Source organism: Streptomyces sp. Je 1-332 (assembly GCF_040730185.1).
Classification (GTDB): domain Bacteria; phylum Actinomycetota; class Actinomycetes; order Streptomycetales; family Streptomycetaceae; genus Streptomyces.
The window spans coordinates 586,739-609,145 of record NZ_CP160402.1; the positions used below are offsets into that span (position 1 = coordinate 586,739).

A 22,407-nucleotide genomic window follows, 5' to 3' on the forward strand; every position below is an offset into this window, starting at 1 on the left:
GGCTTCGGCCGTCCTGGACGACTCACGGGGGACCCGCGGCGGGGGCACTAGGCCGCCACGATGAGCACCTGAGGGAACTCCAGGCGCCGGTCAGGTGGTTCGAGTACCTCGGGGCCGCGGATTTCTGGAACCGCACGCTGCAGAACTGGCAGTCCGAGCTTCTCGCCGTCGGGTCGATGGCCATCTTCTCCGGCTATCTGCGCCAACGCGGCTCACCGGAATCGAAGCCGGTGGGCTCGGCTCATGAGTCGACCGGGGTCGATGGCGGCTGAGGCGCGTACGGCGCGATGCCCGCCTCGCCCGCGGCCTCCCGCAGGACGTCCTTGAGCATGTCCGGAGTCAGTCGGCCCGTGAACGTGTTCCGCTGGCTGACGTGGAAGCAGCCATGCAGGGTGACGGGACCCGGTCCGGGCTCGCCGGGAGCGACGGCCGCCGAGCGGCCTCCGGTCGCCTGTTCGGCCTCACGCTCCAGCGTCACCCGCGCGCCATGCGCGAACCGCGGCCGTGGCCTGGGCACGCGCCACCCCGCCGCGGCGAACGCCGGCAGGGCGGCCTGCCAGCCGAACGCGCCCAGGATCACCGCCGACCGCAGCCTCGGCCCCAGCAGCTCCAACTCCCGCACGAGCCACGGCCTGCACGTGTCCCGCTCACCGGGGGTCGGCTTGTTCTCGGGCGGTGCGCAGTGCACCGGTGAGGTCACCCGCAGCCCGCGCAGCGTCAGGCCGTCGTCCATGGACACGGCGTGCGGGCTCGACGCGAGACCCAGGTCGTACATCGCCCTGTACAGGACGTCTCCGGACCGGTCACCCGTGAACATACGGCCCGTCCGGTTTCCACCATGCGCGGCCGGGGCGAGCCCGATGACGAGCAGCGAGGCGTCCGGCGGCCCGAAACCGGGCACCGGCCGGGCCCAGTACGTCCAGTCCATGAAGGCGGCCCGTTTGACCCGGCCCACCTCCTCCCGCCACGCGACAAGTCGGGGGCACGCCGAGCATCCCGCTACCCGGGCGTCCAGCTCGTCCAGCGGGTTCATCCGGCCCCGAAGAGCGTGTCGTCCGTGGAGCGGACCATGCGTGCCTGCATGTTCCGCTCCATCATCTGCAGCGCGGCGGTGGCCAGGTCACTGTGGATGCTCGCGCAGGCGTCCTCGGCCACCTCGACGTCCAGGTGCCGGATGTGGGCGTCGAGTGCCGAGTAGAGGATGCACTGCTCGGTCACCTGACCGCAGAGGAGCACGGAGTCGATGCCGCGCTGGCGGAGCAGGTACTCCAGAGGGGTGTCGTAGAAGATCGAGTGGCGGGCCTTCACCACGAAGAGCGAGTCGCCTTCGGGGCGGATCGGGGTGACCAGATCGGCATGCGGGCCGCTCAGGACGATGTCCAGGAGCTCGTCATGATGAGAGCGCCACAGGCCGAAATTGTCGTTGGCGTAGATCACCACGATGTCCTCGGCCCGTGCCCGCTCGATCAGCCTGCGGACGTTCGGCAGCACTTCCTTGACCGACCTGCGGAGGATTTCCGCGTCGGGGTGGTCGTACATGTTGATCATGTCGACGACGATGAGAGCCTTCACAACCATGCCCCGAGTCCATCACGGGCCTCACCTGTCCGCACGGCCGCCCCGGCTGATCAAGGGCGGTGCCTATCCGGCGGCGACCGCTTCGACGGAGAGCCGGATCTTCAGACGGCGGCCGGTCATGCCCTTCGCCGTGGTCACGCCGAACGCGTACCGGTCGATGGTGGCCGTGCCCTCGACGGACAGCCGTCGCCCGTTCAGCGCGACCGACCCGATACTGACGGCGACGGGCCGTGTGACACCCCGTACCGTCAACTCCCCCTGCAGCACTGCCGTTTCCGTCGGTGATTCTGTCACCCGGCGGCTGCGGAACCCGATCTCCGGATGCTCGGCCGCGTCGAGGTAGTCGGCGGAGGTGACGTGCCGGTCACGGCGCCCCAGACCCGAGTCGAACGAGTCCGCCCTGACCGTCACGTCCACCGATGACTCCTCGACGGCATCGGCCACGGTGATCCGCCCCCGGCTGATGCCGAAGGAGCCCCGCACCGGAAACAGGCCGAAGACCGTGCGTGTACGGAAGCGCACCGTCGAAGCCGCCGCGTCGATCTCGTACGTGCCGCTCGTCGGCACCGTCTGGTCTTTCCGAACCGTCAGGACCATGATCCCCACGCCTCCTTCTCCTGCCGTCCGCCACTCGTCTCAGCGTGCCCGCCGAGCTCGGTGCGGGGCAGATCCGGATGTCGCCGGTCCCCCGGTACAAATGTCACCGCCGCGGACGGTCAGTGACCGGTGAGTTCGCCGCTGAGCTTCTCGTGGAGCTGGGCACTCGGCCTGTTCAGGCCGATGATCTCGACCGTCTTGCCGCGCTGGGCGTACTTGGTCTCGATCGCGTCCAGGGCCGCGACGGACGAGGCGTCCCAGATGTGGGCGGCCGTGAGATCGACGATGACCTTGTCGGGGTCCCCTGCGTAGTCGAACTGTCCGACGAGGTCGTTGGCGGAGGCGAAGAACAGCGCGCCGGTCACCGCGTACGTGACGTTGCCGTCGTCCTTGTCGGTGGTGGCGGTGACCTCGGCGAGGTGGGCGACGCGCCTGGCGAAGATGACCATGGCGGTGACGGATCCCGCCACCACGCCGACGGCGAGGTTGTGCGTGGCGACCACGCAGGCCACGGTGACGACCATGACCGTGATCTCGCCGGCGGGCATCCGCTTCAGCGTCTTCGGCGCGATGGAGTGCCAGTCGAAGGTCGCGAAGCAGACCATCACCATCACGGCGACCAGGGCGGCCATGGGGATGTCGGAGACGACGGGTCCGAAGACGATGCACAGGACCATCAGGAAGGCGCCGGCGAGGAAGGTGGACAGGCGGGTGCGGGCCCCGGACACCTTCACGTTGATCATCGTCTGCCCGATCATGGCGCAGCCGCCCATGCCGCCGAAGAAGCCGGTGACGATGTTGGCGATGCCCTGGCCGATGGACTCGCGGGTCTTGGAGGAGCGGGTGTCGGTGATGTCGTCGACGAGCTTGGCGGTCATCAGGGACTCCATCAGGCCGACCAGCGCCATGGCGAGCGCGTAGGGCGCGACGGTCGTCAACGTGTCCAGGGTGAACGGCACGTCGGGCAGGCCGGGCACCGGCAGGGAGGACGGCAGCTCGCCCTTGTCGCCGACGGTCGGCACCGCGATCCCGGCGGCGACCGTGATCGCGGTGAGGATCACGATGGACACGAGCGGGGCCGGGATCACCTTGGTGACCTTCGGGAAGAACACCATGAGCGCGAGACCGCCGATGATCAACGGATAGACGGGCCACGGCACGTCGTGCATCTCGGGGACCTGAGCCATGAAGATCAGGATGGCGAGGGAGTTGACGAAGCCGACCATCACGCTGCGGGGCACGAAACGCATCAGCTTGGCGACGCCTACGGTGCCGAGGACGATCTGGAAGACGCCGGCCAGGATGACGGCGGCGACCAGATAGCCGAGTCCGTGCTCGCGGTTGAGTGGCGCGATCACCAGGGCCACGGCGCCGGTCGCGGCGGAGATCATCGCGCGGCGTCCGCCGACGAGCGAGATGGTCACGGCCATGGTGCAGGAGGCGAAGAGACCGATCGCGGGGTCGACCCCGGCGATGACGGAGAACGAGATCGCCTCGGGGATCAGCGCGAGCGCGACCACCAGGCCGGCGAGCACCTCGGTGCGCCAGACCTTCGGGTCCAGGAGCCAGTCGGGGCGCAGGTCACGCAGCCGGGCGGCCGGGGACGGTGCGGACGTGGACAAGAGAGGTACCTGTCATGCTCGGGCAGCGCCGGGCATCACCCTGGGCGTGCGAAGGGAAAGTGGGCCGAGAACGCCGCTCTCGACAGCTGCGACACGGCGGGGGCTCGGAAGGCTCCCGCACCCGGGAGCGGGGAGAGCGCTCGGGCCGAGGCCGGCGTCCGCCGGCCCACCCTAACGCTACGGTAGAGATCGAGGGTGGCTCCCCCGTCGGCCTCAGACGCCGGCGCCCTTGCCGATGTAGATCTCGGCGAAAGCGGCCGCGGCGGCCGGTGAGCCGAGGATTCTGCGTAGCCGGGCGGCAGCGGTGCCCGCCTCGAACGGGACACCCGAGGACGCCCCGTGCAGGAGTTCCGAGAGCCACTGGGAGAACTCCTGGTACTGCCACACCGGCGGCAGACAGGCGTCCGAGTATCCACTCAGCTCGCTGGCGTTGCCTTCCGCGCAGTAGGCGACGAGGGCGTCGCCCAGCAGGAAGGCGTCGTGCAGCGCCAGGTTCATTCCCTTCGCGGCGATCGGAGCGGCGAGGTGCGCGGCGTCGCCCGCGAGGTAGAGGTGCCCGTGGGACATGGGCTCCACGACGTAGTTGTGCATGTCGAGGACGCGCTTCTCGATCAGACGCCCCTCGGTGAGCGGCGGCGTCCCCGCCACCGTGAGGCGGGCGTGCAGCTCGGACCAGACACGCTCGTGCGGCCAGTTCTCGGGGTCGTCGCCGGGCGGGCACTCGAGGTAGTAGCGGGTGACCTGGGGGCTTCGTGCCATGTGGGCGGCGAAGCCGCGCGGGTGGATCCCGAAGACGACACAGTCCGATGAGGGTGGTGCCTCCGCGAGGAGGGCGAGCCAGCCGATGCCGTAGTCGTGCCGGGCGACGGTGGCCCGCTCCGCACCCAGGTAGGTGCGCGTGACACCGCGCGCCCCGTCGCAGCCCGCGACGGCGTCGCAGTCGATGCGTGTGCGCTCGCCCGTCTCGCGGTCGGTGTACGACACCGAGGGGTGGTCCGTGTCGATGTCGTGCAGTGCCACGTCGCGTACGCCGAAGCGGATGTCCCCGCCCGCCTCGTCGGCGTAGGAGCGCACCAGATCCGTCACCAACAGGGGCTGGGGGTAGACGAAATGGCGGTGCCCGGAGAGCTCGCCGTACGCGAACCGGTGGCGCTCCCCGGCCCATCGGAATTCGCACTCGCCGTGCGTCTGCGCGCGGGCGAGGAGCCGCTCGGCGAGTCCCCGCTGTTCCAGAGCGCGCACCGCCCATTCCTCGATGAAGCCCGCGCGGGGCCGCTGTTCGATGAACTCTCGGCTCTCCGTCTCGAGAACCACGCAGTCGACGGAGGCGGCACGCAGGATGTTGGCGACGGTGAGGCCAGCCGGTCCTGCTCCCACGACGACGACGCGGGCACGCCGTGGCGGCGTGGAGGGCTCGGGAGTTGCGGCGAGGTTCATCCGGGAATTATGACGGGGACACGACCAGAGGACGACGCCGGACGGCCCTTCTCGGATGTGGTGCGACAATCTGCCCGAGACAACGCCCCGTGCCCCTTCTCCGGATCTCCGGTGCGTCGGTCTCGTTGCGGGAGGCGCCGGTCACGAACGTCCCCGGGGCAGCGGCGCCCCGGCGGACCGGCGGTGGGGAGGAATCGATGGTGGTGGAGTGGCGGTACATCGCCAAGGGCGTACGGGTCGTTCCCGAACCTGTGGCCACGCCCTTCATCTGGACGGGAGCCTACGCGGGCGCCTTCGTGCTGGTGACGGTGCTCGATCTGCTCGGTGCGCTCGACCGCACGGGGATCGCGCTCGCGGCTCTCTCCGTCCTTGCCGCGCTGCTGGGGGTGCGTGGCCGTTTCATCGCTGCGCCGGGGACGGCCCTGTTGTGCTGGATGCTCCTGAACTTCTTCGCCGCGCATCCCATCGGGGAGATCTCCTGGGCCGGGAACCGGGACCCCGAGTGGATCACCTGCCTGCTGGCCGCGGCGCTGGTCGGCACGACGGCGGGACGCGTGCTGCATGCCCGCGCCGCGTACCGCCGCGTGAGCCCGTACGACGGCACGGGCTGACCGGCGAAATGCGTTTCCCGCGGCGCCGTACTGCTTCTACTGTGGCGCCGTGACAACTCAAGTGATCGTCCTCAACGGCGGTTCCAGCTCCGGGAAGTCCGGCATCGCACGGTGTCTGCAGGCGGTGCTGCCCGATCCGTGGCTTGCCTTCGGCTGCGACACGCTGGTCGACGCGATGCCCGCGTCCCTGCGGACCGCGTCGGAGGGAATCGAGTTCGGCGCCGACGGTGGGGTGATCGTCGGCGCCGGCTTCCGGGCGCTGGAGGCGGCGTGGATCGAGGGAATCGCGACGATGGCCCGGGCGGGCGCCAGGGTCATCGTCGACGAGGTCTTCCTCGGCGGTGCGGCGTCGCAGGAGCGGTGGCGCGAGTCCCTCGGTGATCTGGGGGTGTTGTGGGTCGGCGTCCGCTGTGACAGCACGGTCGCCGCCGGCCGGGAGACGGCGCGAGGCGACCGGGTGGCCGGAATGGCCGCCTCGCAGGCCGAGGTGGTCCACCACGGCGTGCACTACGACATGGAAGTGGACACCACGCGCACCGAGTCCCTGGAATGCGCGCGAGCCATCGCCGCCCGAGTCGACTGATCTGCCGCGCAGCCTCGGGAGCATTCAGCGGTGCAGAGGTGTTGGTCGTTTTCAGGAACAGCTGAATGGCGCCCGAGGCAGTAAATGCCTCGGGCGCCATCGGTTTCAGTGGGGCGGCGTGGTCACGCCCCGGTCATGCCTTCGCGAGGATCAGTGACCCGGGCCGAGACCGCCGTAGTAGCCACCGATCTGGTCTCGGTAGGCGGGGTCGCCCAGGTGCTTTTCCTTGTCGAACTCGGGCGCTTCCTTGATCTGCTCCTTGGTACGCGAGACCAGGATCTTCCGCGCCTCGTGGTCGATGGCGGTGACGGTGCTCGCAGGCAGCAGCACCTCCTTGCCGAAGATCCACACCCCGGTGTCGACGACGATGTACTGGTTGGCGACCTCGTTCGAGTGCTTGTCGACCTTGCCGATGTGACCGTCCGCGGCCTCGACCTTGTAACCCGTCAGGTCGGCGTCCGGGCCGTGACCGGCGGTCGGGGTGTAGCTCCAGATTTCGTTGCTCACGAGAACTCCTCAATTGGTTTTCCCTGAAAAGCAGGGATTCAAATAACGCGAGGAGATGATCAACCTCCACACATCGGGTGCCCTGCCGGAAAGAGCCCAAACAGAAACTTCAGGCCGTCTCACCTCGGCTGTTTCCGCCGTGGTGTCACAGCAAGTCGCGGGGCACCGTTTCATTCCAGGTACGCGAGAAAACCCGCCTGTCACCCTCGTAACCGTCCAGGGTGGCGTCCACCCGGAAGTTGTCCTCGTCGCAACTGAGCACCGTGCGGGTCTCCACCCGTACGTCCCAGTCGTCGCGCCGGAAGGTCATCGTCCAGGTCGATTCGCCGGTGGCGGATGTGAAGTCCTCGGCCACGGAGGTGTAGCGCTCGTAGGCCCTGCGGCCGACGTCGAGGTTGATGTCCTCAAGGCGCATCGTCCCCCGGTCCTTGACGATCTCCAGCTCCGCGGCGTAGTCGACCAGGTCACGCTTGACCTGCCAGCGCGACTCGGGTGGGGAGAGCTGAACGGGAGACCTCGGCCGGGTCCCTTCCGGCTCGTCGAAGGGCTGGTCCGGCAACGCGTCGGGCTCCGCCAGCGGGCGGACCGGGAGCGTCAGGGTGCTCGATGTCTCGTACACGGTCAGGAGTACCGGCTTCGGCGGCGGCCAGGCCAGCGGCCAGTACGAGGTGGAGAGGGACAGGCGGATGCGGTGCCCGGGCGGGAAGGCCTGGGCGACGCCGTTGAGCGGGATGACCGCGCGGTAGCGGCGCCCCGGTTCGAGCGGACGCGGATCGCCGTGTGCCTCACTGCGGGTGAGGTTCAGCAGCCCGTAGCTGACCCGGGTGGCACTGCCGTCCGGGGCCACGTCGGACAGGCGGGCAGCAACCATGGCGACGGGTTCGTTGACGCTCAGGTCGAGCTCGACGCTGGGCGAGCCGAGGATCTCCGTGCGCTCGGTCAGCTGGTCGGTCTGGAAGACCAGCGAGCCGCCGTCCTCCTCACGCTGGTCGTAGGGCAGGTCCGGGGGCGCGTTGTAGGAGGCCCACTTTCCGCCGAACTGGCCTACGGACAACGGTGATTGGACGGAGAGGCCCTCGTCGGGGCCGACGGCGTCCGCCGGAGCGTCGCTCTGGTCGACCGGCTCGGACAGACCGTGGCGTGTGAGGCGCCGCACGACGGGTTTGATGTGCGGGGAGGGCCAGGACGGCTCCCCCACCCAGCGGCCCGGACGTTCCTCGTACGACGTGGAGGGCGGGACGCTGTCCTGCATCCACGTCCGCAGCATCGGTCCTTCCATGACGCCGTTGTCGACGCCCTTGAGCCAGTGGTCCCACCAGCGCACCACTTCCTGGAGATAGCCGATGGCCGGGCCCGGTTCGCCCAGGTGCGGGAACTTGTGGGACCAGGGGCCGATCAGGCCCTTGCGCGGCACGTCCAGGTTGCCGAGCAGCCGTGTCACGGCGTTCGAGTAGCCGTCCGCCCAGCCGCTCGACGCGAGGACGGGGCAGCGTACGGCCTGGTAGTCCTCGCAGACCGATGCGTGCCGCCAGTAGTCGTCGCGGCGCTGGTGCTTGAGCCATTCGAGCACCCAGGGGCGGGTGCCCTCCATCCGCTCGTGCCACATGTCGCGCCACCGGTCACCGACCATGGCCGGGTCCGGCGGCATGGTGCCGTAGGCGAACATGGTGCCCGCCTCGGCGAGGTTGTCGGACAGCAGCTGGCCGCCCATGTAGTGCATGTCGTCGGCGTACCGGTCGTCGGTGAAGGACGCGATGACGATGGCACGCAGACTCTCCGGCTGTCGCGCGGCGACCTGGAGCGCGGCGAACGCGCCCCAGGAGATCCCCATCATGCCGGTGGTGCCGTCACACCAGGGCTGGTCGGCGAGCCAGGCCAGGACGTCCTCGGCGTCGGTCTGCTCCTGCTCCAGGTACTCGTCCTTGAGCACCCCTTCGGAATCACCGGTGCCGCGCAGGTCCACGCGGACGCAGGCGTAGCCGTGCCCGGCGATGTAGGGGTGGTGGATGGAGTCGCGCTCGGCGGTGAGATCGCGCTGACGGTAGGGGATGTACTCCAGGACCGCCGGGACGGGTTCCTGGTCGGAGGACGTCGGCCGCCAGATGCGGGCCGCGAGGCGGGTTCCGTCCGCCACGGGGATGCTGACGTTCTCCTCTTCCTTGGTCTCGTACGGAAGGTCGCTCACATAGCGCAAGCCGGGTCGCTCCTTCGTGGTGCGGAGGGTGTTCGCGGTTCAGTCGTTCTTCGTGTCGCGACCACCCGGTTCGGCCTCGTCGAAGGTGAGGCCCAGGGCGGCCACGCACTGGTCGTACTTGGCCCGTATGTCCTCCTCGCTCTCCCCGCCCGTGAAGATGTGAGCCAGCTCGTAGCTGTAGCTGTCCTGTTCGGACGCGTCCGACAGGCGCTGCCCCTCCTCGACCACCACGTCGACGCGCACGCCGGGGATACGCCGCTCGATGCTCTCGATGTCCTTGCGGGAGGGCACGTTGTGGACCGTGGCGTCGGCGAACCAGCGGTAGTACCACTTGGCGGCCGTCTTGTACTCGCCCTGGCGGAACGGCAGTTCGGGGTCCTTGCCGAGCGCGAGGCTCAGCATGCAGTGGTGGTTGGGCACTCCGTCGACGTACTCGAACAACTCCGCGTGCGACTGGGAGTGGCGGGGATTGATCTCGAGCAGGTTGATCGAGTCGGTCCGCGGGTCGTAGAAGTACTCGATGCTGAAGGTCGCCGCGTCCATGCCGATCTGCCGCATGACCTTCTCGGACACGTCCCGGAGCCGTTCGAGCACGGGCTCGGGGAGAGTGGAGGGGTACTGGTGGCGCAGGAAGCACGGCGAGTCGGGGTACTGGATCGAGTCGAGGACGCCGTAGACGGTGACCTCGCCCTCGTGGACGTACCCCTCGATCGCGACCTGGATGCCGCTCAGGGCGCCTTCGGCCAGGCACACCTGGCCGCCCACGTCGGCCATCTCCGGGGGCAGCTCGACGCGGGCGAGGATGTCCTCGAAGGGCCGCCCGATGCGCCCCATCCCCTCACGGATGCGGTCGGCCGCCTCCGTGAACTCGGTCTGGTCCTTGACCCCGTATGCCAGTTCCGACGAGTACGACAGCGCCGGCTTGAGCCACATCGGGAAGTCCATGCCCTCGGGAGGCTTGGGATCGGCGCTTTCCATGTCGACCCGGCCGAACGGCGGGTGCGCGTCGGTGACCCGCCGCTGCTCCAGTCGGCTCCAGTACTTGTGCTCGCACTTGACCACGGAATCCAGACTGGTGCTGCGCGTGCCATACCGCTCGGCGAGAATCGGGATGAGCGTGCTGACGGGGAAGTCCCAGTAGCCGACGATCGCGTCGATGTGGCCGTCGAACGCGTCGAGGATCTGTTCGGCCTTGGTGAGCAGAGCGGGGACCGACACCTCGCCGCTCTGCAGCTCGTCGACGGTGAGCAGGGGGTGAAAGACGTAGTCCTGTGCGTTCGGCACCGCTCGCAGTGTCGGCAGGTTGGCCTCGTCGAGGCCGAGCACGAAGATGTTGTACGGCATGGCGCCCTTTCGTCGTGGGGTGCCACAGCTGTGTTGCTGGGTGGCAGGACTGGCCGCGTACCCACAGCACAGTGGCGCAATCACCACCCCTCTCCCGCATCGGCACCGCTCCCGTGTCCGGCGACGCCGGGCGGGCGCCGCACGTGTGTTTCACGGTTCGTCGGGCACCAGGGACGGACGACAGTCGCGGGAGCGAGCCCCGAGCACCAAAAGGAACCCATGAGGCCAGAGGGACACGCAGTCGGCCCGGCATGTCACCGTGCGTCATCACTCGAGTGGTGGGCGGCGCTGGAACAGCGGAGGGTGGTGGGAGGGCGGAGCAAGGAGGGAAACCGCCCGGCCGGCCCCAGAACGACCGGAGGTGCGTGATGATCGCCGATACGACAGCGGGTGCGGCACCGGGACGTCTGCTGACCCTTCCCGGGGTCTACGCACCGCAGGACGACACGGGCCTCCTCGCCCGCGCCCTCTGCCGCGAGGACATCGGGCCGGGCACGGACGTACTGGACCTCGGCACCGGCAGTGGCGCGCTGGCCGTTCACGCGGCGCGGCTCGGCGCCCGGGTGACGGCGGTGGACATAGCCCGGCGGGCCGTCCTGACCGCCCGGCTCAACGCGCTGGCGGCGCGGCAGCGCGTCACCGTGCTGCGGGGCGACCTCACGGCCGCCGTACCGGGTCGGTCCTACGACTTCGTGGCGAGCAATCCCCCCTACGTGCCCTCCCCCTCCGGCCGGCTGCCGCGGCGCGGTGCGGCCCGTGCCTGGGATGCCGGGCACGACGGCCGCGCGGTGGTCGACAGGATCTGTGACGCGGCGCCGCAAGTGCTGCGCCCCGGAGGCGTGTTGCTCATGGTCCACTCGGCTCTGTGCGGAACCGACGAGACGCTGCGGCGCCTGTCGAAGGCAGGCCTGGAGACCTCGGTCGCCGACCGTGCCCTGATACCGCTCGGTCCTGTCCTGCGCTCGCGCCTGGCATTCCTGCGCGGTCAGGGTCTCCTGGGGGACGAGGACTTGGAAGAACTGGTGGTCATCCGTGCCGAACGCACCTGAGCCCGCGCCACCGACCGCACGGGAGTCACGGCCCCGCCGGGTCACGATCGACCCCGAGGGCCCCCTGCTCGTCGAGGGGCCCGTCGAAGTGGTCGCGGAGGACGGCAGCGTGATCGCTTCCCGGCGCTTCACGGCCGCGATCTGCACGTGCCGCCGCAGCCGGACCTATCCGTGGTGCGACACCAGTCATCGCCGCCGCGTGAAGACCGAGGACAACGCCTCGTCGCCCACCGACACCGACACCGACACCGACACCAACACCAAGGATGCCGAGAACACCACGGGGGAGGAAGCACCCGATGTCCGTTGAGAACCAGGTCGCCCCCGACGGCGTCCGCGAGTCGCGCCACACGAGCCCCGACCTGCCCGAGCCCCGCGGCCCGCTGTCCCGCCTCGTGATCAGCACGCTGCGCTCCGGCGGGAGCTCCGGTCCGCTGCCCCTCGACACGCACGACGCCGACCCGTACGGGGACGACCTCCAGCTCGCTCTCTACACGCTGTACGAGCTGCACTACCAAGGCTTCGACGGGGTCCGCGAGGACCTCGAATGGGATCCCGAGCTTCTTGGTCTGCGCCGCGCGCTCGAAGGGCGCTTCCTCCACGCCCTGCGCGCCAACTGCCGTTCCACGGACAGCGCCGAACGCGCCCTGGCCGACCTCCTGGTGGAACCCATCGGTCACAGCGACGCCAGTGTCAGCCACCACCTCCAACGCGACGGCGAGCTGTGGCAGTTGAGGGAGTACGCGGCCGCGCGCTCGCTGTACCACCTCAAGGAGGCCGACCCGCACGCCTGGGTCATCCCCCGGCTGCACGGCCGTGCCAAGGCGGGCATGGTGGCCATCGAGTTCGACGAGTTCGGGGCCGGGCGCGCCGAGGACATCCACGCCCGGCTCTTCGCCGATCTCATGGCGGACCTCTCGTTGGAGACGGCGTACGGCTACTACCTGGACGCCGCTCCCGCCGAGGCGCTCGCGACGGTCAATCTGATGTCCCTGCTCGGCCTGCACCGGGCGTTGCGTGGCTCGCTGGTCGGACACTTCGCCGCCGTCGAGGTGACCTCCTCGCCGGGGTCGCGGCGGCTGGCGAAGGCCATGCGCAGGTGCGGCGCAGGGCAGGCGGCCGAGCGGTTCTACGACGAGCATGTGGAGGCCGACGCCGTTCATGAGCAGGTGGTGCGCCGTGACGTGATCGGCGGCCTGCTCGCGAGCGAACCCGGCCTCGAGGCCGACGTGGTCTTCGGCATCGAGGCGACGGGCTTCCTGGAGGACCGCCTGGGCGCACGGCTTCTGGCCGCCTGGCGCGACGAACGCAGCGCCCTGCGCGCGCCGTTGGCGGCGGCAGGCTGACGCGGGGTCACCTCCCCCGGTCGGCCTCGGCCTCCCCGCGCACTCTGCCGATCTGGGTCAGTGCCTCCCGCAGGCTGGTGGGCCGCAGCGCGCCACGCACCGCGGGGCCCGCCCACCCGGGCCCGGCGAGCATGACCACCGGGCGGCCGCGGGCGCCGCGCATCCCCCACCGGGTGTCGGCGATGTGCCGGGCCAGCGGGACGCTCGCGGTGGAGCGGGCCTGGGCCCACAGCACGACGACGGCCGGACCCGTTCTGCGCACGGCTGCCGAGACCGCTTCGACCGGCACGGCCGCCCCGAACATGCGTTGTGGGACGCCGAGTTCACCCAACGCCGCGCTGAGCGCCTCCAGCGGGAGTGAGTGCTGTTCACCCGGTACGCAGGCCAGGACGAGGGGCGCTTCGGCGGCGGACGCGCCGCCCGGCTGGGCCGGAGCGGTCGGAGCGGTCGGGGCCGTGGCACAGCGGTGCAGGGTCCGGGAGACGTGCCAGGAGAGCAGATGCTCGACCTCCACGTAACGGTCGCCGGCCTCCTCCCATTTACGGCCCACCGCGTGCAGCGTCGGCACCATCACCTCCTGCCACGCGGTGACCAGACTGTGGCTCTCCACCGCGTCGGCCAGCAGGTCCTGCAGGGTGGGGGCGTCGAGCCGTACAGCGGCGCGCGAGAGGCCGCGTCGCCGGCGCACGAACGTGTCGGGCGGCTGTTTCGGGGCGGGGCGCGCGGGCTGTCGCTGACGCTGACGCGGCAGGGCGTCCTGGCGGGGCTGTTGGGCGCCGGGTTCGGCACCGCCGCCGTGGTCGAGCAGCTTGAGCGCCTCGTGCGCCGCCTCGGCCGGGGGTACCCCCGAGGAGGTCAGGCGACCCATCTCCTCCACCATGGCGACGTCACGCTCGGACCAGCGCCGATGGCGCCCGGGATCGCGCCGGGCAGGCCCGAGTCCGTACCTGCGGTCCCAGGTCCGCAACGTCGTCGGCGACACCCCGAGCCGCCGCGCCAGGGCGCCGGTGGTGAGTCCGGTGACCGTCGAATCGCTGCCCTGACCGCGGCGTCGCCCCTCGCTCATCCGGCCACGATACGACGCACGAACGATCCAAGTTGCCGTGCGCGAGCGGCTGTTCCAAGGATGACCGGATCGCGGAGACGGTGACGGCGAGGCTGCCCGTTTCCGTTCGGTCGTACGGCGATCGCGATCGCCGGGAGGAGTTGACGGGACGCCAATGAGCACACTGGCGCCACAGCAGGCGCGAGTCCCCGCCCCGGACGCCGAGGACGAGGACGAGGACGAGGCGAGCCTCGCGGCGGTGTACCGCCGGTGGGGGCCCCTGGTGCACGCCCTGGCCCAACGCTCGCTCGGGGACAGTCGTGAGGCGGAGGACATCACGCAGCAGGTGTTCCTCGCCGCGTGGCGCTGCCGGGCGGGATACCACCCCGAACTCGGCAGCCCGGCAGCGTGGTTGACCGGGATCACACGGCACAGGATCGCCGACGCGCTCCATGCGCGCGCCCGACGGGCGGCGCTCGTCGAGGGTGCGGGGGCGCAGTACGCCACCATGCGTCACCGCGCCCAGGAGGGCATGGACCTCGCGCTCGACCGGACGCTGATGACGCAGGAGCTTGCGAGGCTGCCGGCGCCGCAGCGGACGGTGCTGCGCCTGGCGTTCTACGAGGACCTGAGCCATCCGCAGATCGCCGAGCGCACCGGCTGGCCGCTGGGCACGGTCAAGAGCCATGCCCGGCGCGGCTTGCGTGGTCTGCGGCTCCGCCTGGAGGACGTACAGGACGGCGGCTGAGAAATTCTCGGGCGCGGGTGCATCCATGGGCGCTGTTTCGACCGAAGCAAGAAGTGGCTCGTGGTGACCGTCATTGAGCCTGAGGTCGGCAGGTCCGCCCGGACCCTGCATCCTGCCGGCCTCAGCGGAGTCGGTGCCGCTGAGGCTGTCGTCGTCGCCCCCGAGACGGCGACCGTGCGGGCTGTGGGTGGCGCATGTGTCGGTGGCGCCACCCACGGTCGGCACCTCACGGCACCCGGCTCACGGCTCCCGGCTCCCGGCTCACGGCTCCCTCAGGCCGCGTATCCCTTCGGCGGGATGAGGGTGGCCAGCTGGTCGAAGGAGAGCCAGTAGATCTGGTTGCCGCCGAAGGAGGCGGGGTCGGCGATGAGGACCGTGCGATTCGCGTCGTCGTAGCCGATGACCGTGAAGTAGTGGTAGATCGTCTGGTCCGACGGATAGCCGGGCGGCTGGTTGCCGGGCGGGGCCACGATGTTGGTCACCAGCGGGTAGTTGTTGTCGATGTCCAGGACGATGTCGTTCCACAGCAGGTCCTTCTGCGCCTGCGTGGGCGGGTCGTTCGGCATCTCCTTGGTCTCGTACCAGCCGGTGCCGAGGTTGGCGTTGAGCACCCCGGTCACCTGGCTGATGTGGTCGGTGCCCGCCTCGGTGGTGCCGAGCTGCGCGGCCAGCGCGCCCTGGCTCGGCGGGGCGATCCTTGCGGACAGGGCGATGCGGGTGGCGGCGGGCCCGCACCAGTAGCCGGTCTCCTGGACCTGGTAGTCGACCGGGAGCGTGTGTGCGCTCCTGGTCCGGGCACCGCCGATGCTCAGCCGGGTGCCGGGCTCGTTCTGTCCGCTGACGACCGCGGTGCCGGCTTTCGAGCCGTGGCCGAGGACGGACACGCTGTGCGGGTGGGCGGGCTCCGCCTGGGCGGCGGCCGGGGTGACGAGGGCGCCGACCGCTGCCACGGCGATCGCGGTGGAGACAAGTCTCTTGCGCATACGGGCTCCTGGGGTGAGGGAACGGTGGTGAGAGGCGGGGGTGCGAGATACGGAGAGCGGCCGGGGATCAGGGAATCGGCGGGACCGTGGGCCCTTCCTGGGCGAGCAGGTCGCGGGCGAACTGTTCCCACTGCGCATAGCGGTCGGGGTAGGCGGAGACCTGGACGGCCTGGCAGACGTCACCCGGGGGCATGGTCTGCCAGCCGTCGATCTGGATGAGCCCCGGGTTGTTGCCGAAGGGAGCCACCCCGTAGAAGGACTTCGACGAGGTGGCGACGTCGGTGATCTGCTCGGGAGTGCCCCAGCCGGTGCTCGGCCGCTGCTGGAAGATGCCCAGGGAGTCGTGGTCCACCGGCGTCAGGTAGTTGACGAACTTCGATTCCTGCATGGCGGTCATCAGCGCGATGACCAGGCCCTGTTCCGGGATCTGCGCACCCTTGCCGACACCGATGACGGTGCGCGCGTTGGCGAGTTCCTCGGGCCCGAGGTCGGCGACTGTCCGGAACGTGCGGCGCAGTTCGGCATCGGAGGCCTGCTGCAGGGCTCTGGCGGTCGCCCTGTCGACCGAGCCGGTTCGTGGCAGGCCGTGACGCTCCTGGAACCACTTCAGGCCGTGCCCGGAGGATGCCACGGAGGCCGTGGGCGGCGCGGAGGCCTGGGCCATGCCGGGAACGGCGCAGAGGGTGCCGGCGATGGCGAGCGAGGTGGCCACGGCCGCGCGGCGGGTGAGGGTACGAGTAGTGCGCAACGCCACTCCTTCATCGGATCGTCGATGCGTCCCCCTCCTGCCGCGCGCGGGAGTTCACACGTGGACGCGCGTCGAACGGCGCGCACGGGGCGGGGTGTTGGGACGCAACGCGGTGGGGGATGCGTGGGCAACAGCCCGGCCAGCCTCCTGGCATGCCCATGCCTGAGGCAATCAATGAAAGCCCAGACTTACGACCCGCTGCTGCGCAGCAGCGCGCGCCCTTCCGCCGTCGCGACATGGAGCGAACGCCCCGCCCTGCGGACCGTGGTCACCAGGCCCGCGGCGCGCAGCACCTTGACGTGCTGGCTTATGGCCGGGTGGGTGACCGCCAGGAGACGGGCGAGCTCTACGGTGGACGAGCCGGTGCGGGCCGCTCTGAGGACGGCCGCGCGCGTGTGCCCGATGAGTGGCCCCAGGGCGCCCTCGTCCGGACGGCCGGCGGGTGCGGGGTCGTGCGTCCAGTCCCTCGCGTGGTCTATGGGATACACCAGGACGGGCGGCAGTTCGCCGTCGGCGAGCGTGACGGGCGTGGGCCAGCAGAAGAACGAGGGCTGCAGAGTGAGCCCTCGCCCGTCGAGAAGCAGCTCCTGATCCACCGGGTAGTCGACCTCCAACACCGGCGGTCGCCAGCGCAGTTGGGGACCGAGCCCGGCTAGGAGCCCCTCGATTCCACCGTCGAGGAGGCTGTGCAGGCGGATGATGCGGTCGGCGTCGATCTGCGCGTGGACGCGGGGCCAGAACGGCGCGAGCGCCTCCAGGTGATACGTGTGAAGTGCTCGCCCCAACTTCCGCAGCGCGGCGGCGTCGCCTCGCGCCAGCGACTCCGTCCAGCCCGGCAGCCGACGGGACGCGGCCACCCGTGACAGGTCGGTGCGCAGCCGCGGCAGCGGGGTGCGTACGAGGGTGTCGACCGCGGCGTGCAGCGTTTCGCCCGCGCCGTGGGTGGGGGTGAGGAAGTCCGGGGAGCAGCCGTGCGGCGGCAGGAGCGGCGAAAGGAGTCGGCAGCTCTCCGAGAGACGCGGTCTCGCCCAGCGCCGCCACTCGCCGAACACCCTGGCCCCGTCGCGCCGTTGCAGCGTCTGTACGCTGTTGCTGATCTCCCAGAGGAAGTCAGGACCCGAGGCCACCCGCACCCGCGCCAGGTCCTCGGCCGTGAAGTACACCCGCAACATGGCCCACCTCTCCCCCGTGTGTCCCTTCGCCCCCTTGCGGCAGGCCTCCAGGCGAACGTCGCAAGGCAGTTGCTGTCAAGACGCCCGCGGTCGCCGGCGCTCTCGTGGGGCCACATGACTGCGTACTCCTCGTCAGTCGTAGTCCCCGGAAGGCAGCGGCCAGGTCCGTACCGCTGTCGTGAAGGACGCGGCGGGGCACACCGTGCTCCATGCCTGCTGAAAGCGTGCGTGCGCCCGACCGTCCATGCCCGTGAAGCGGCAACGCAAGCGGCGGCCTTGACGGATGTGGAGGTGCAGGACGGCCGACCCGTCGCCAGGACTGTCGGGCTCCTGAAACGGCGTGACCACCAGGTGCACCCGGCTGACCGAGGCCGCCGGGATCTCCACCGCCCGCCCGACGGCCCTGCGCAGTCTCAAGGCGACCCGCTCGCCGGGGACCATACGCACCTCGACGACGGCGCGGCTGTCGCGCACCCAATGGACGCCCACAGGCAGCGCGACGAGCAGCAGGCAGCCCATGACCACGGCGGCGCCGACGTGTTCGTCGGCGGCGAGCAGCAGGCCACCGAGAGCGAGCCCCGCCCCGACCGTGACCGCGGCGCTCGGTATCCGGCGCCGCAGGTGCCCGTCCCGGTCCGCGGCGCGCCAAAGGATCTCGCCGTTCGCGGCGGCAGCATCGACATCGTCGTCATCCCGCATGCGGACATGATGACCGCGGGACCTGACGGCACCAATGGGGCCGCCACCCTCAAGTTTTGCTCTGAAACCGCGCGGGCGACGGATGTGCGCTGTCGCCGTCGGGCACCACAGCCGAAAGACGGGGTGTCCGGAGGGGGTGTGGGCATGCGGATGTACTTGAGGCGGGCCACGACGAAGGCGGGGGCGCGGCGGGCCCTTGGCGTGTACGAGGTCGCGTATCTGGCGGGCGGGCCGCGGCGGGTGGTGGAGTGCGCGGTGATCGCGCTGGCCGAGCGCGAACTGGTCAGGCTCAGGGCTTCCCGGATCCGCGCGGTGCACGGCGAGTTGGCCGCGCACCCGGTCGAGCTCGCCCTGGTCACGGCGTGCCCGCACGGCCGCAGCACGGCGTCCGTGTGCGCGGATCTGCAGGAGTCCCCCGAAGTGACGCAGATCGGTGACCGGCTCGCCGACTGGGGCCTGGTGACCAGGACCAGGCATCAGCTGACCCGGGCCGGCAGGCAGCGGCTCCGGGCGGCGGAGCAGGACGCTGGCCTCCCGGCGTACGTGTGCGGCGGCCCCGAGGTCCTCCCGAAGGGGACGGTACGGCGCGGCGTCATGGAGGCGCAGCTGGTTCCGTCCGGCCTGGGCCGGGCCATGATCCGCATGGCCAAAGCCCTTGAGCACGGCTCGGACTCCGATCACGCCGACTCGGGCTCCGGCTGCGGAGGAGGCGGCGGGGGCGGGGGCGAATGAGGCGTGCCCCCGCCCTCGACCGGCGTGTGGTCAGGGCTGCTGGGGCACGTTCAGGACGAAGTCGAAGTCGGCCTCCTTCGCGTTTCCGACGGTACGTACGTCCATGAGCAGCCGGGCGTCGAAGATCGGGTCCGTGTTGTTGCGCGGCTCACCGGGGAAGTACAACTGGGTCGTGAGAACCGGGCGTCCCGGGGCCTGCACCTTGACGTGCAGGTGCCGGGTGCGGCCCGGATAGAGGCCGGGCACGATCGTGGTGAGCCTGAACGCGCCGTTGGCGTCGGTGAATTGGTGCCCTCGGAAGCGGAAGCCCGTGTTGTCGTACGTCCCGTAGGTGTCGGCCTGCCAGAAGTCCATCAGGACCCGGGGTATCGGCCGGCAGGCGCGTCCGAAGACGTAGCCGGTGACGGTGAGCCGTGTGCCCGGTGTGCCGGGCTGCAGGAGCGAGGTGCGCCGGGGCGAGTTGGGTTTGAAGTACGGACCCTCCATCTGCGGTGGCGTCGGGTCGTCGCCGTCGTCGCAGGCCGGGGTCGCCTCGGGCACCACGCCCCGCTCGCCTGCGGTCCGCGCCAGTGCAGGGACTCCCATGAAGGCGACGGGCAGGGACATGCTCACGGCGGCGGCCGCTCTCAGGACGGTCTTGCGGCTGGGACCGCTGTCGCCGGTTTGCTTCGGCCTGTTTGCCCCGGTGCCGATCTCGCGCTCCATCGCTCCTCCTGAAGGGGGGGTGGGGGTGGGGTGGGGTGGGGTGGGGTGGGTTCCGGATCGGCTTCGAAGCTATGCGCGGGGGCGTGCGCGGGCGATGGACTCAAGTCGGTGGTCGTGGTGAATATCGCCACCGCCGCGCCGGAAGTCGCCGGGGCTCGCGCCGGTCTCGCGGCGGAAGAACCGGCAGAAGTAGGCGGGGTCCGCGAAGCCGACGCGCCCCGCGACCTGACGGACCGACAACTCCGTGCGCAGGAGCAGACGTTTGGCCTCGTGCACCCGTGCCTGCCGGATCAGTTCGCCGGGCGTGCGGCCGGTGGTCGTCTTCACCGCGTCGCTGAGGTAGCTCTCGGAGACACCCAAGTGCTGCGCGCACGCGCGCACGGTCTGCACACAGCCTTCCAGAGTGCCGAGCAGCGTCACGAACTCCGCGGCGACCGAGCCGGGTCGCGTGCGCGGCGAGGGCGCGGCCGACGTCGGCCGGCGTGCGGGCATCCGCGCCGCCCGCACCACGAGGACGTGCAGCAGGGCCCGCAGCACGCTCTCGAACCCGTCGGCCCCCGCACGGTATTCACCGTCGAGGTCGGCGACGAGGCGCGCGGTCCGTTCGGCCGCTTCGTCGTGGAGTTCGAGCCACGAGCGTGGCCCGAGTTCTCGCAGTGCGCGGCGGTCCGCGGGGTGGTCCAGGAGGAAGTCGTCGGTGAAGAGGATGACGCTCCCTTCGAGACCGGTGACGTTCTCCCAGTGGTGGACCTGTCCGGGGGCGATGAAGCACAGGTTCGGCGGACGCAGCGGGAAGTGGGCCAGATCGACCACGTGCCCGCCGGTGCCGCCGGTGACGTGGACGATCTCGTGGAAGGTGTGCCGGTGCGGGAACGGCGCACGCGACATGGGCCCGATGGTGTCGAAGGTGCCGATGGCGAAGGGCAGCGTGTTGGGCATGGGAACTTCCAGGCGATGCGTCGGCATGCCCGGATCGCCGGGCGATCCGCTGCTGCCGTCGCCGGGTAAGCCACTGTTCCCCTCGCCGGGAAGTACCGTCGTGCCCCGCATGCGTACGCTCCTCACCATGACCGGGAGGCTGGTCCAGACCAGCTGACTCCCTCACCATGGCACGCGGGCCCACCGGCGGGGCAGAGGGCGGCCATGGTCCGCCGCTGAGCCGGGAGCGGCTCCCGGCGTGACAATGGTGGTGCGGAACACGCCCGCCGTTGCGGAGAGGCGGCCCACGGATGCCGTACATAACAGTCACCGCGCTGAGCCACCCCGGACTCGTACGCGACCACAACGAGGACAGCCTTGCCGTCGGCCCATGGACGCTGTGCGGGACGATGACCGAGAACCCGCAGACCCTGGGGTTCCCGCTCGGCAACCCCCTCGTCGTCGCGGTCGCCGACGGCATCGGAGGTCAGCCCGGCGGCGAGGTCGCCAGCGGTCTCGTCGTACGGCAGCTGGCGACGATCGGGCACTCGCTGGACAGCGAGCAAGCCGTCCATGACGCGCTGAACGCCTGCAACCACGCCGTGTACGCGGCGGCCGAGCGGGATCCGGAGCTGACGACCATGGGAACGACGGTCGCCGGTGTCGTGCTCCTCGGGAAGGAACTGCTGGTGTTCAACGTCGGCGACAGCAGAGTGCTCGACGTGAGCCGCCGCGGCGCGGACGGCACTCTCCGCCAGGTGAGCGTCGACGACAGCCCGCCGCCCGCGCCCGGCAGGCGCACCACGTCGATCGTCACGCAGGCGCTCGGCGGCGCGCTTCGGTTCAGCGCGATCACACCGCACGTCAGCACCCTGCCGCTGATCGGGGGCGAACGCTTCCTGGTGTGCAGCGACGGCCTGACCGACCCCGTGCCAGAGGACACCCTCGGCGAGATCCTCGCGGCCCACGACGGCGGCCGTGCGGTCTTCGAACTGTGGAAGGCCGCGATCGAGGCCGGCGGCCCCGACAACATCACGCTCGCGCTGATCACGGTCGTCGACGACGACTGACCCCGAAGGGGGTCTGAAGACCGGCCCCGGGTGGTTTCGCTGCGCCCGGTGGGAAACCGGAGTCCGCTGTTGCGATCCCGTAGGCTCGGCGAATGGCGAAGTATTTTGACGTGCACCCCGAGAATCCCCAGCAGCGGAGCATCAGCACCGTGGCCGACAGCATCCGCTCCGGTGCGTTGATCGCGTATCCGACGGACTCCTGTTTCGCCCTCGGCTGCCAGCTGGGCAACCGCGACGGCCTCGACCGGATCCGGAAGATCCGGAACCTCGACGATCGCCACCACTTCACCCTGGTGTGCGAGAACTTCGCGCAGCTCGGTCAGTTCGTGCACGTCGACAACGACGTGTTCCGTGCGATCAAGGCGGCCACCCCGGGCAGCTACACCTTCATCCTGCCCGCGACGAAGGAGGTGCCGCGCCAGCTCCTGCACCCGAAGAAGAAGACGGTCGGCGTCCGGATCCCCGACCACGTCGTCACGCAGGCCCTGCTCACCGAGCTCGGTGAGCCGCTGCTCTCCAGCACCCTGCTCCTGCCGGACGAGGAGGAGCCGCTGACCCAGGGCTGGGAGATCAAGGAGCGTCTCGACCACGTGGTGGACGCCGTGGTCGACTCGGGAGACTGCGGCACGAGCCCGACCACGGTCATCGACTTCTCCGGCGGCGAGGCGGAGATCGTGCGCCGAGGGGCGGGCGACACCTCGCGGTTCGAGTAGTCGCCA

General features: G+C 70.4%; 23 protein-coding genes and 2 pseudogenes. 10 read left to right on the forward strand and 15 right to left on the reverse strand.

The window, feature by feature from the left end:
- Positions 1-56: 56 nt before the first annotated feature.
- A pseudogene (locus ABXJ52_RS02730) lies at positions 57-272 on the forward strand (DUF6766 family protein); the annotation flags it as partial.
- On the opposite strand, the gene ABXJ52_RS02735 reads toward ABXJ52_RS02730, so the two are convergent.
- The 5 genes from ABXJ52_RS02735 to ABXJ52_RS02755 all read right to left on the reverse strand — a co-directional run bounded on the left by ABXJ52_RS02735 (position 242) and on the right by ABXJ52_RS02755 (position 5,234).
- Complete coding sequence (locus ABXJ52_RS02735) at positions 242-1,033, reverse strand: uracil-DNA glycosylase (protein ID WP_367038921.1); 792 nt, start codon at positions 1,031-1,033, stop codon at positions 242-244. The pseudogene ABXJ52_RS02730 and the gene ABXJ52_RS02735 sit on opposite strands and share 31 nt — an antisense overlap.
- A complete protein-coding gene (locus tag ABXJ52_RS02740) occupies positions 1,030-1,578 on the reverse strand; it encodes an isochorismatase family cysteine hydrolase (protein WP_367038922.1) in 549 nt (182 codons plus the stop codon). Before ABXJ52_RS02740 ends, ABXJ52_RS02735 begins: the two co-directional genes overlap by 4 nt.
- 63 nt (positions 1,579-1,641) lie before the next feature.
- A complete protein-coding gene (locus tag ABXJ52_RS02745) occupies positions 1,642-2,175 on the reverse strand; it encodes a YceI family protein (RefSeq protein ID WP_367038923.1) in 534 nt (177 codons plus the stop codon).
- Between the two features lie 119 nt (positions 2,176-2,294).
- Positions 2,295-3,797 carry a SulP family inorganic anion transporter gene (locus tag ABXJ52_RS02750; RefSeq protein WP_367038924.1) on the reverse strand — a complete coding sequence of 501 codons (1,503 nt, stop codon included), beginning with the start codon at positions 3,795-3,797 and terminating at the stop codon, positions 2,295-2,297.
- A 213-nt stretch (positions 3,798-4,010) separates the two neighbouring features.
- On the reverse strand, positions 4,011-5,234 hold the full coding sequence (locus ABXJ52_RS02755; protein WP_367038925.1) for a 4-hydroxybenzoate 3-monooxygenase: 1,224 nt from the start codon (positions 5,232-5,234) through the stop codon (positions 4,011-4,013).
- An 89-nt stretch (positions 5,235-5,323) separates the two neighbouring features.
- On the opposite strand from ABXJ52_RS02755, the gene ABXJ52_RS02760 reads away from it, so the two are divergent.
- Positions 5,324-5,845 (forward strand): hypothetical protein, encoded by a 522-nt coding sequence (locus ABXJ52_RS02760; protein WP_367038926.1) that lies wholly within the window; start codon positions 5,324-5,326, stop codon positions 5,843-5,845.
- Positions 5,846-5,894: 49 nt separating this feature from the next.
- Positions 5,895-6,428 carry a chloramphenicol phosphotransferase CPT gene (gene cpt, locus ABXJ52_RS02765; RefSeq protein ID WP_367038927.1) on the forward strand — a complete coding sequence of 178 codons (534 nt, stop codon included), beginning with the start codon at positions 5,895-5,897 and terminating at the stop codon, positions 6,426-6,428.
- A gap of 150 nt (positions 6,429-6,578) precedes the next feature.
- Here the strand turns inward: cpt and ABXJ52_RS02770 are convergent, their stop codons facing one another.
- From ABXJ52_RS02770 to ABXJ52_RS02780, 3 genes are all read right to left on the reverse strand, one after another.
- A complete protein-coding gene (locus tag ABXJ52_RS02770) occupies positions 6,579-6,935 on the reverse strand; it encodes a PRC-barrel domain-containing protein (protein ID WP_367038928.1) in 357 nt (118 codons plus the stop codon).
- A 145-nt stretch (positions 6,936-7,080) separates the two neighbouring features.
- Positions 7,081-9,129: a CocE/NonD family hydrolase gene (locus ABXJ52_RS02775; RefSeq protein ID WP_367038929.1), complete on the reverse strand. Its 2,049-nt coding sequence runs from the start codon at positions 9,127-9,129 to the stop codon at positions 7,081-7,083.
- 39 nt (positions 9,130-9,168) lie between these two features.
- Entirely contained in the window at positions 9,169-10,473 is a 1,305-nt protein-coding gene (locus tag ABXJ52_RS02780) for an ATP-grasp domain-containing protein (protein ID WP_367038930.1), read from the reverse strand.
- A gap of 368 nt (positions 10,474-10,841) precedes the next feature.
- Between ABXJ52_RS02780 and ABXJ52_RS02785 the strand changes: the two genes are divergently transcribed.
- Genes ABXJ52_RS02785 through ABXJ52_RS02795 form a run of 3 tightly spaced genes read left to right on the forward strand, consistent with a single transcriptional unit; the run spans position 10,842 to position 12,868 of the window.
- Complete coding sequence (locus ABXJ52_RS02785; protein ID WP_367038931.1) at positions 10,842-11,522, forward strand: HemK2/MTQ2 family protein methyltransferase; 681 nt, start codon at positions 10,842-10,844, stop codon at positions 11,520-11,522.
- Complete coding sequence (locus ABXJ52_RS02790) at positions 11,506-11,832, forward strand: CDGSH iron-sulfur domain-containing protein (RefSeq protein WP_367038932.1); 327 nt, start codon at positions 11,506-11,508, stop codon at positions 11,830-11,832. Before ABXJ52_RS02785 ends, ABXJ52_RS02790 begins: the two co-directional genes overlap by 17 nt.
- On the forward strand, positions 11,822-12,868 hold the full coding sequence (locus ABXJ52_RS02795) for an iron-containing redox enzyme family protein (RefSeq protein WP_367038933.1): 1,047 nt from the start codon (positions 11,822-11,824) through the stop codon (positions 12,866-12,868). Before ABXJ52_RS02790 ends, ABXJ52_RS02795 begins: the two co-directional genes overlap by 11 nt.
- 7 nt (positions 12,869-12,875) lie before the next feature.
- Here the strand turns inward: ABXJ52_RS02795 and ABXJ52_RS02800 are convergent, their stop codons facing one another.
- Complete coding sequence (locus tag ABXJ52_RS02800; RefSeq protein ID WP_367038934.1) at positions 12,876-13,934, reverse strand: MerR family transcriptional regulator; 1,059 nt, start codon at positions 13,932-13,934, stop codon at positions 12,876-12,878.
- A gap of 154 nt (positions 13,935-14,088) precedes the next feature.
- Here ABXJ52_RS02800 and ABXJ52_RS02805 point away from each other — a divergent pair, with 154 nt between their 5' ends.
- Entirely contained in the window at positions 14,089-14,661 is a 573-nt protein-coding gene (locus ABXJ52_RS02805; RefSeq protein WP_367038935.1) for a sigma-70 family RNA polymerase sigma factor, read from the forward strand.
- A gap of 272 nt (positions 14,662-14,933) precedes the next feature.
- On the opposite strand, the gene ABXJ52_RS02810 is transcribed toward ABXJ52_RS02805, so the two are convergent.
- From ABXJ52_RS02810 to ABXJ52_RS02825, 4 genes are all read right to left on the reverse strand, one after another.
- On the reverse strand, positions 14,934-15,644 hold the full coding sequence (locus ABXJ52_RS02810) for a C39 family peptidase (protein ID WP_367038936.1): 711 nt from the start codon (positions 15,642-15,644) through the stop codon (positions 14,934-14,936).
- Between the two features lie 67 nt (positions 15,645-15,711).
- Positions 15,712-16,392 (reverse strand): peptidoglycan-binding domain-containing protein, encoded by a 681-nt coding sequence (locus tag ABXJ52_RS02815; RefSeq protein ID WP_367038937.1) that lies wholly within the window; start codon positions 16,390-16,392, stop codon positions 15,712-15,714.
- Between the two features lie 188 nt (positions 16,393-16,580).
- Positions 16,581-17,564 (reverse strand): helix-turn-helix domain-containing protein, encoded by a 984-nt coding sequence (locus tag ABXJ52_RS02820; RefSeq protein ID WP_367038938.1) that lies wholly within the window; start codon positions 17,562-17,564, stop codon positions 16,581-16,583.
- A gap of 132 nt (positions 17,565-17,696) precedes the next feature.
- Positions 17,697-18,263: a hypothetical protein gene (locus ABXJ52_RS02825; protein WP_367038939.1), complete on the reverse strand. Its 567-nt coding sequence runs from the start codon at positions 18,261-18,263 to the stop codon at positions 17,697-17,699.
- Between the two features lie 9 nt (positions 18,264-18,272).
- On the opposite strand from ABXJ52_RS02825, the gene ABXJ52_RS02830 reads away from it, so the two are divergent.
- A complete protein-coding gene (locus ABXJ52_RS02830; protein WP_367048769.1) occupies positions 18,273-18,995 on the forward strand; it encodes a TIGR04222 domain-containing membrane protein in 723 nt (240 codons plus the stop codon).
- A 33-nt stretch (positions 18,996-19,028) separates the two neighbouring features.
- On the opposite strand, the pseudogene ABXJ52_RS02835 reads toward ABXJ52_RS02830, so the two are convergent.
- Both ABXJ52_RS02835 and ABXJ52_RS02840 read right to left on the reverse strand, forming a co-directional pair.
- A pseudogene (locus ABXJ52_RS02835) lies at positions 19,029-19,700 on the reverse strand (dioxygenase); the annotation flags it as partial.
- A gap of 69 nt (positions 19,701-19,769) precedes the next feature.
- Positions 19,770-20,639: an AraC family transcriptional regulator gene (locus tag ABXJ52_RS02840; RefSeq protein ID WP_367038940.1), complete on the reverse strand. Its 870-nt coding sequence runs from the start codon at positions 20,637-20,639 to the stop codon at positions 19,770-19,772.
- Positions 20,640-20,929: 290 nt separating this feature from the next.
- Between ABXJ52_RS02840 and ABXJ52_RS02845 the strand changes: the two genes are divergently transcribed.
- Together ABXJ52_RS02845 and ABXJ52_RS02850 are read left to right on the forward strand one after the other, a co-directional pair.
- Positions 20,930-21,688, forward strand: coding sequence for a PP2C family serine/threonine-protein phosphatase (locus ABXJ52_RS02845; protein WP_367038941.1), 759 nt, complete (start codon positions 20,930-20,932; stop codon positions 21,686-21,688).
- Between the two features lie 92 nt (positions 21,689-21,780).
- Positions 21,781-22,401 (forward strand): L-threonylcarbamoyladenylate synthase, encoded by a 621-nt coding sequence (locus ABXJ52_RS02850; protein ID WP_367038942.1) that lies wholly within the window; start codon positions 21,781-21,783, stop codon positions 22,399-22,401.
- The last annotated feature ends 6 nt before the right edge of the window (positions 22,402-22,407 follow it).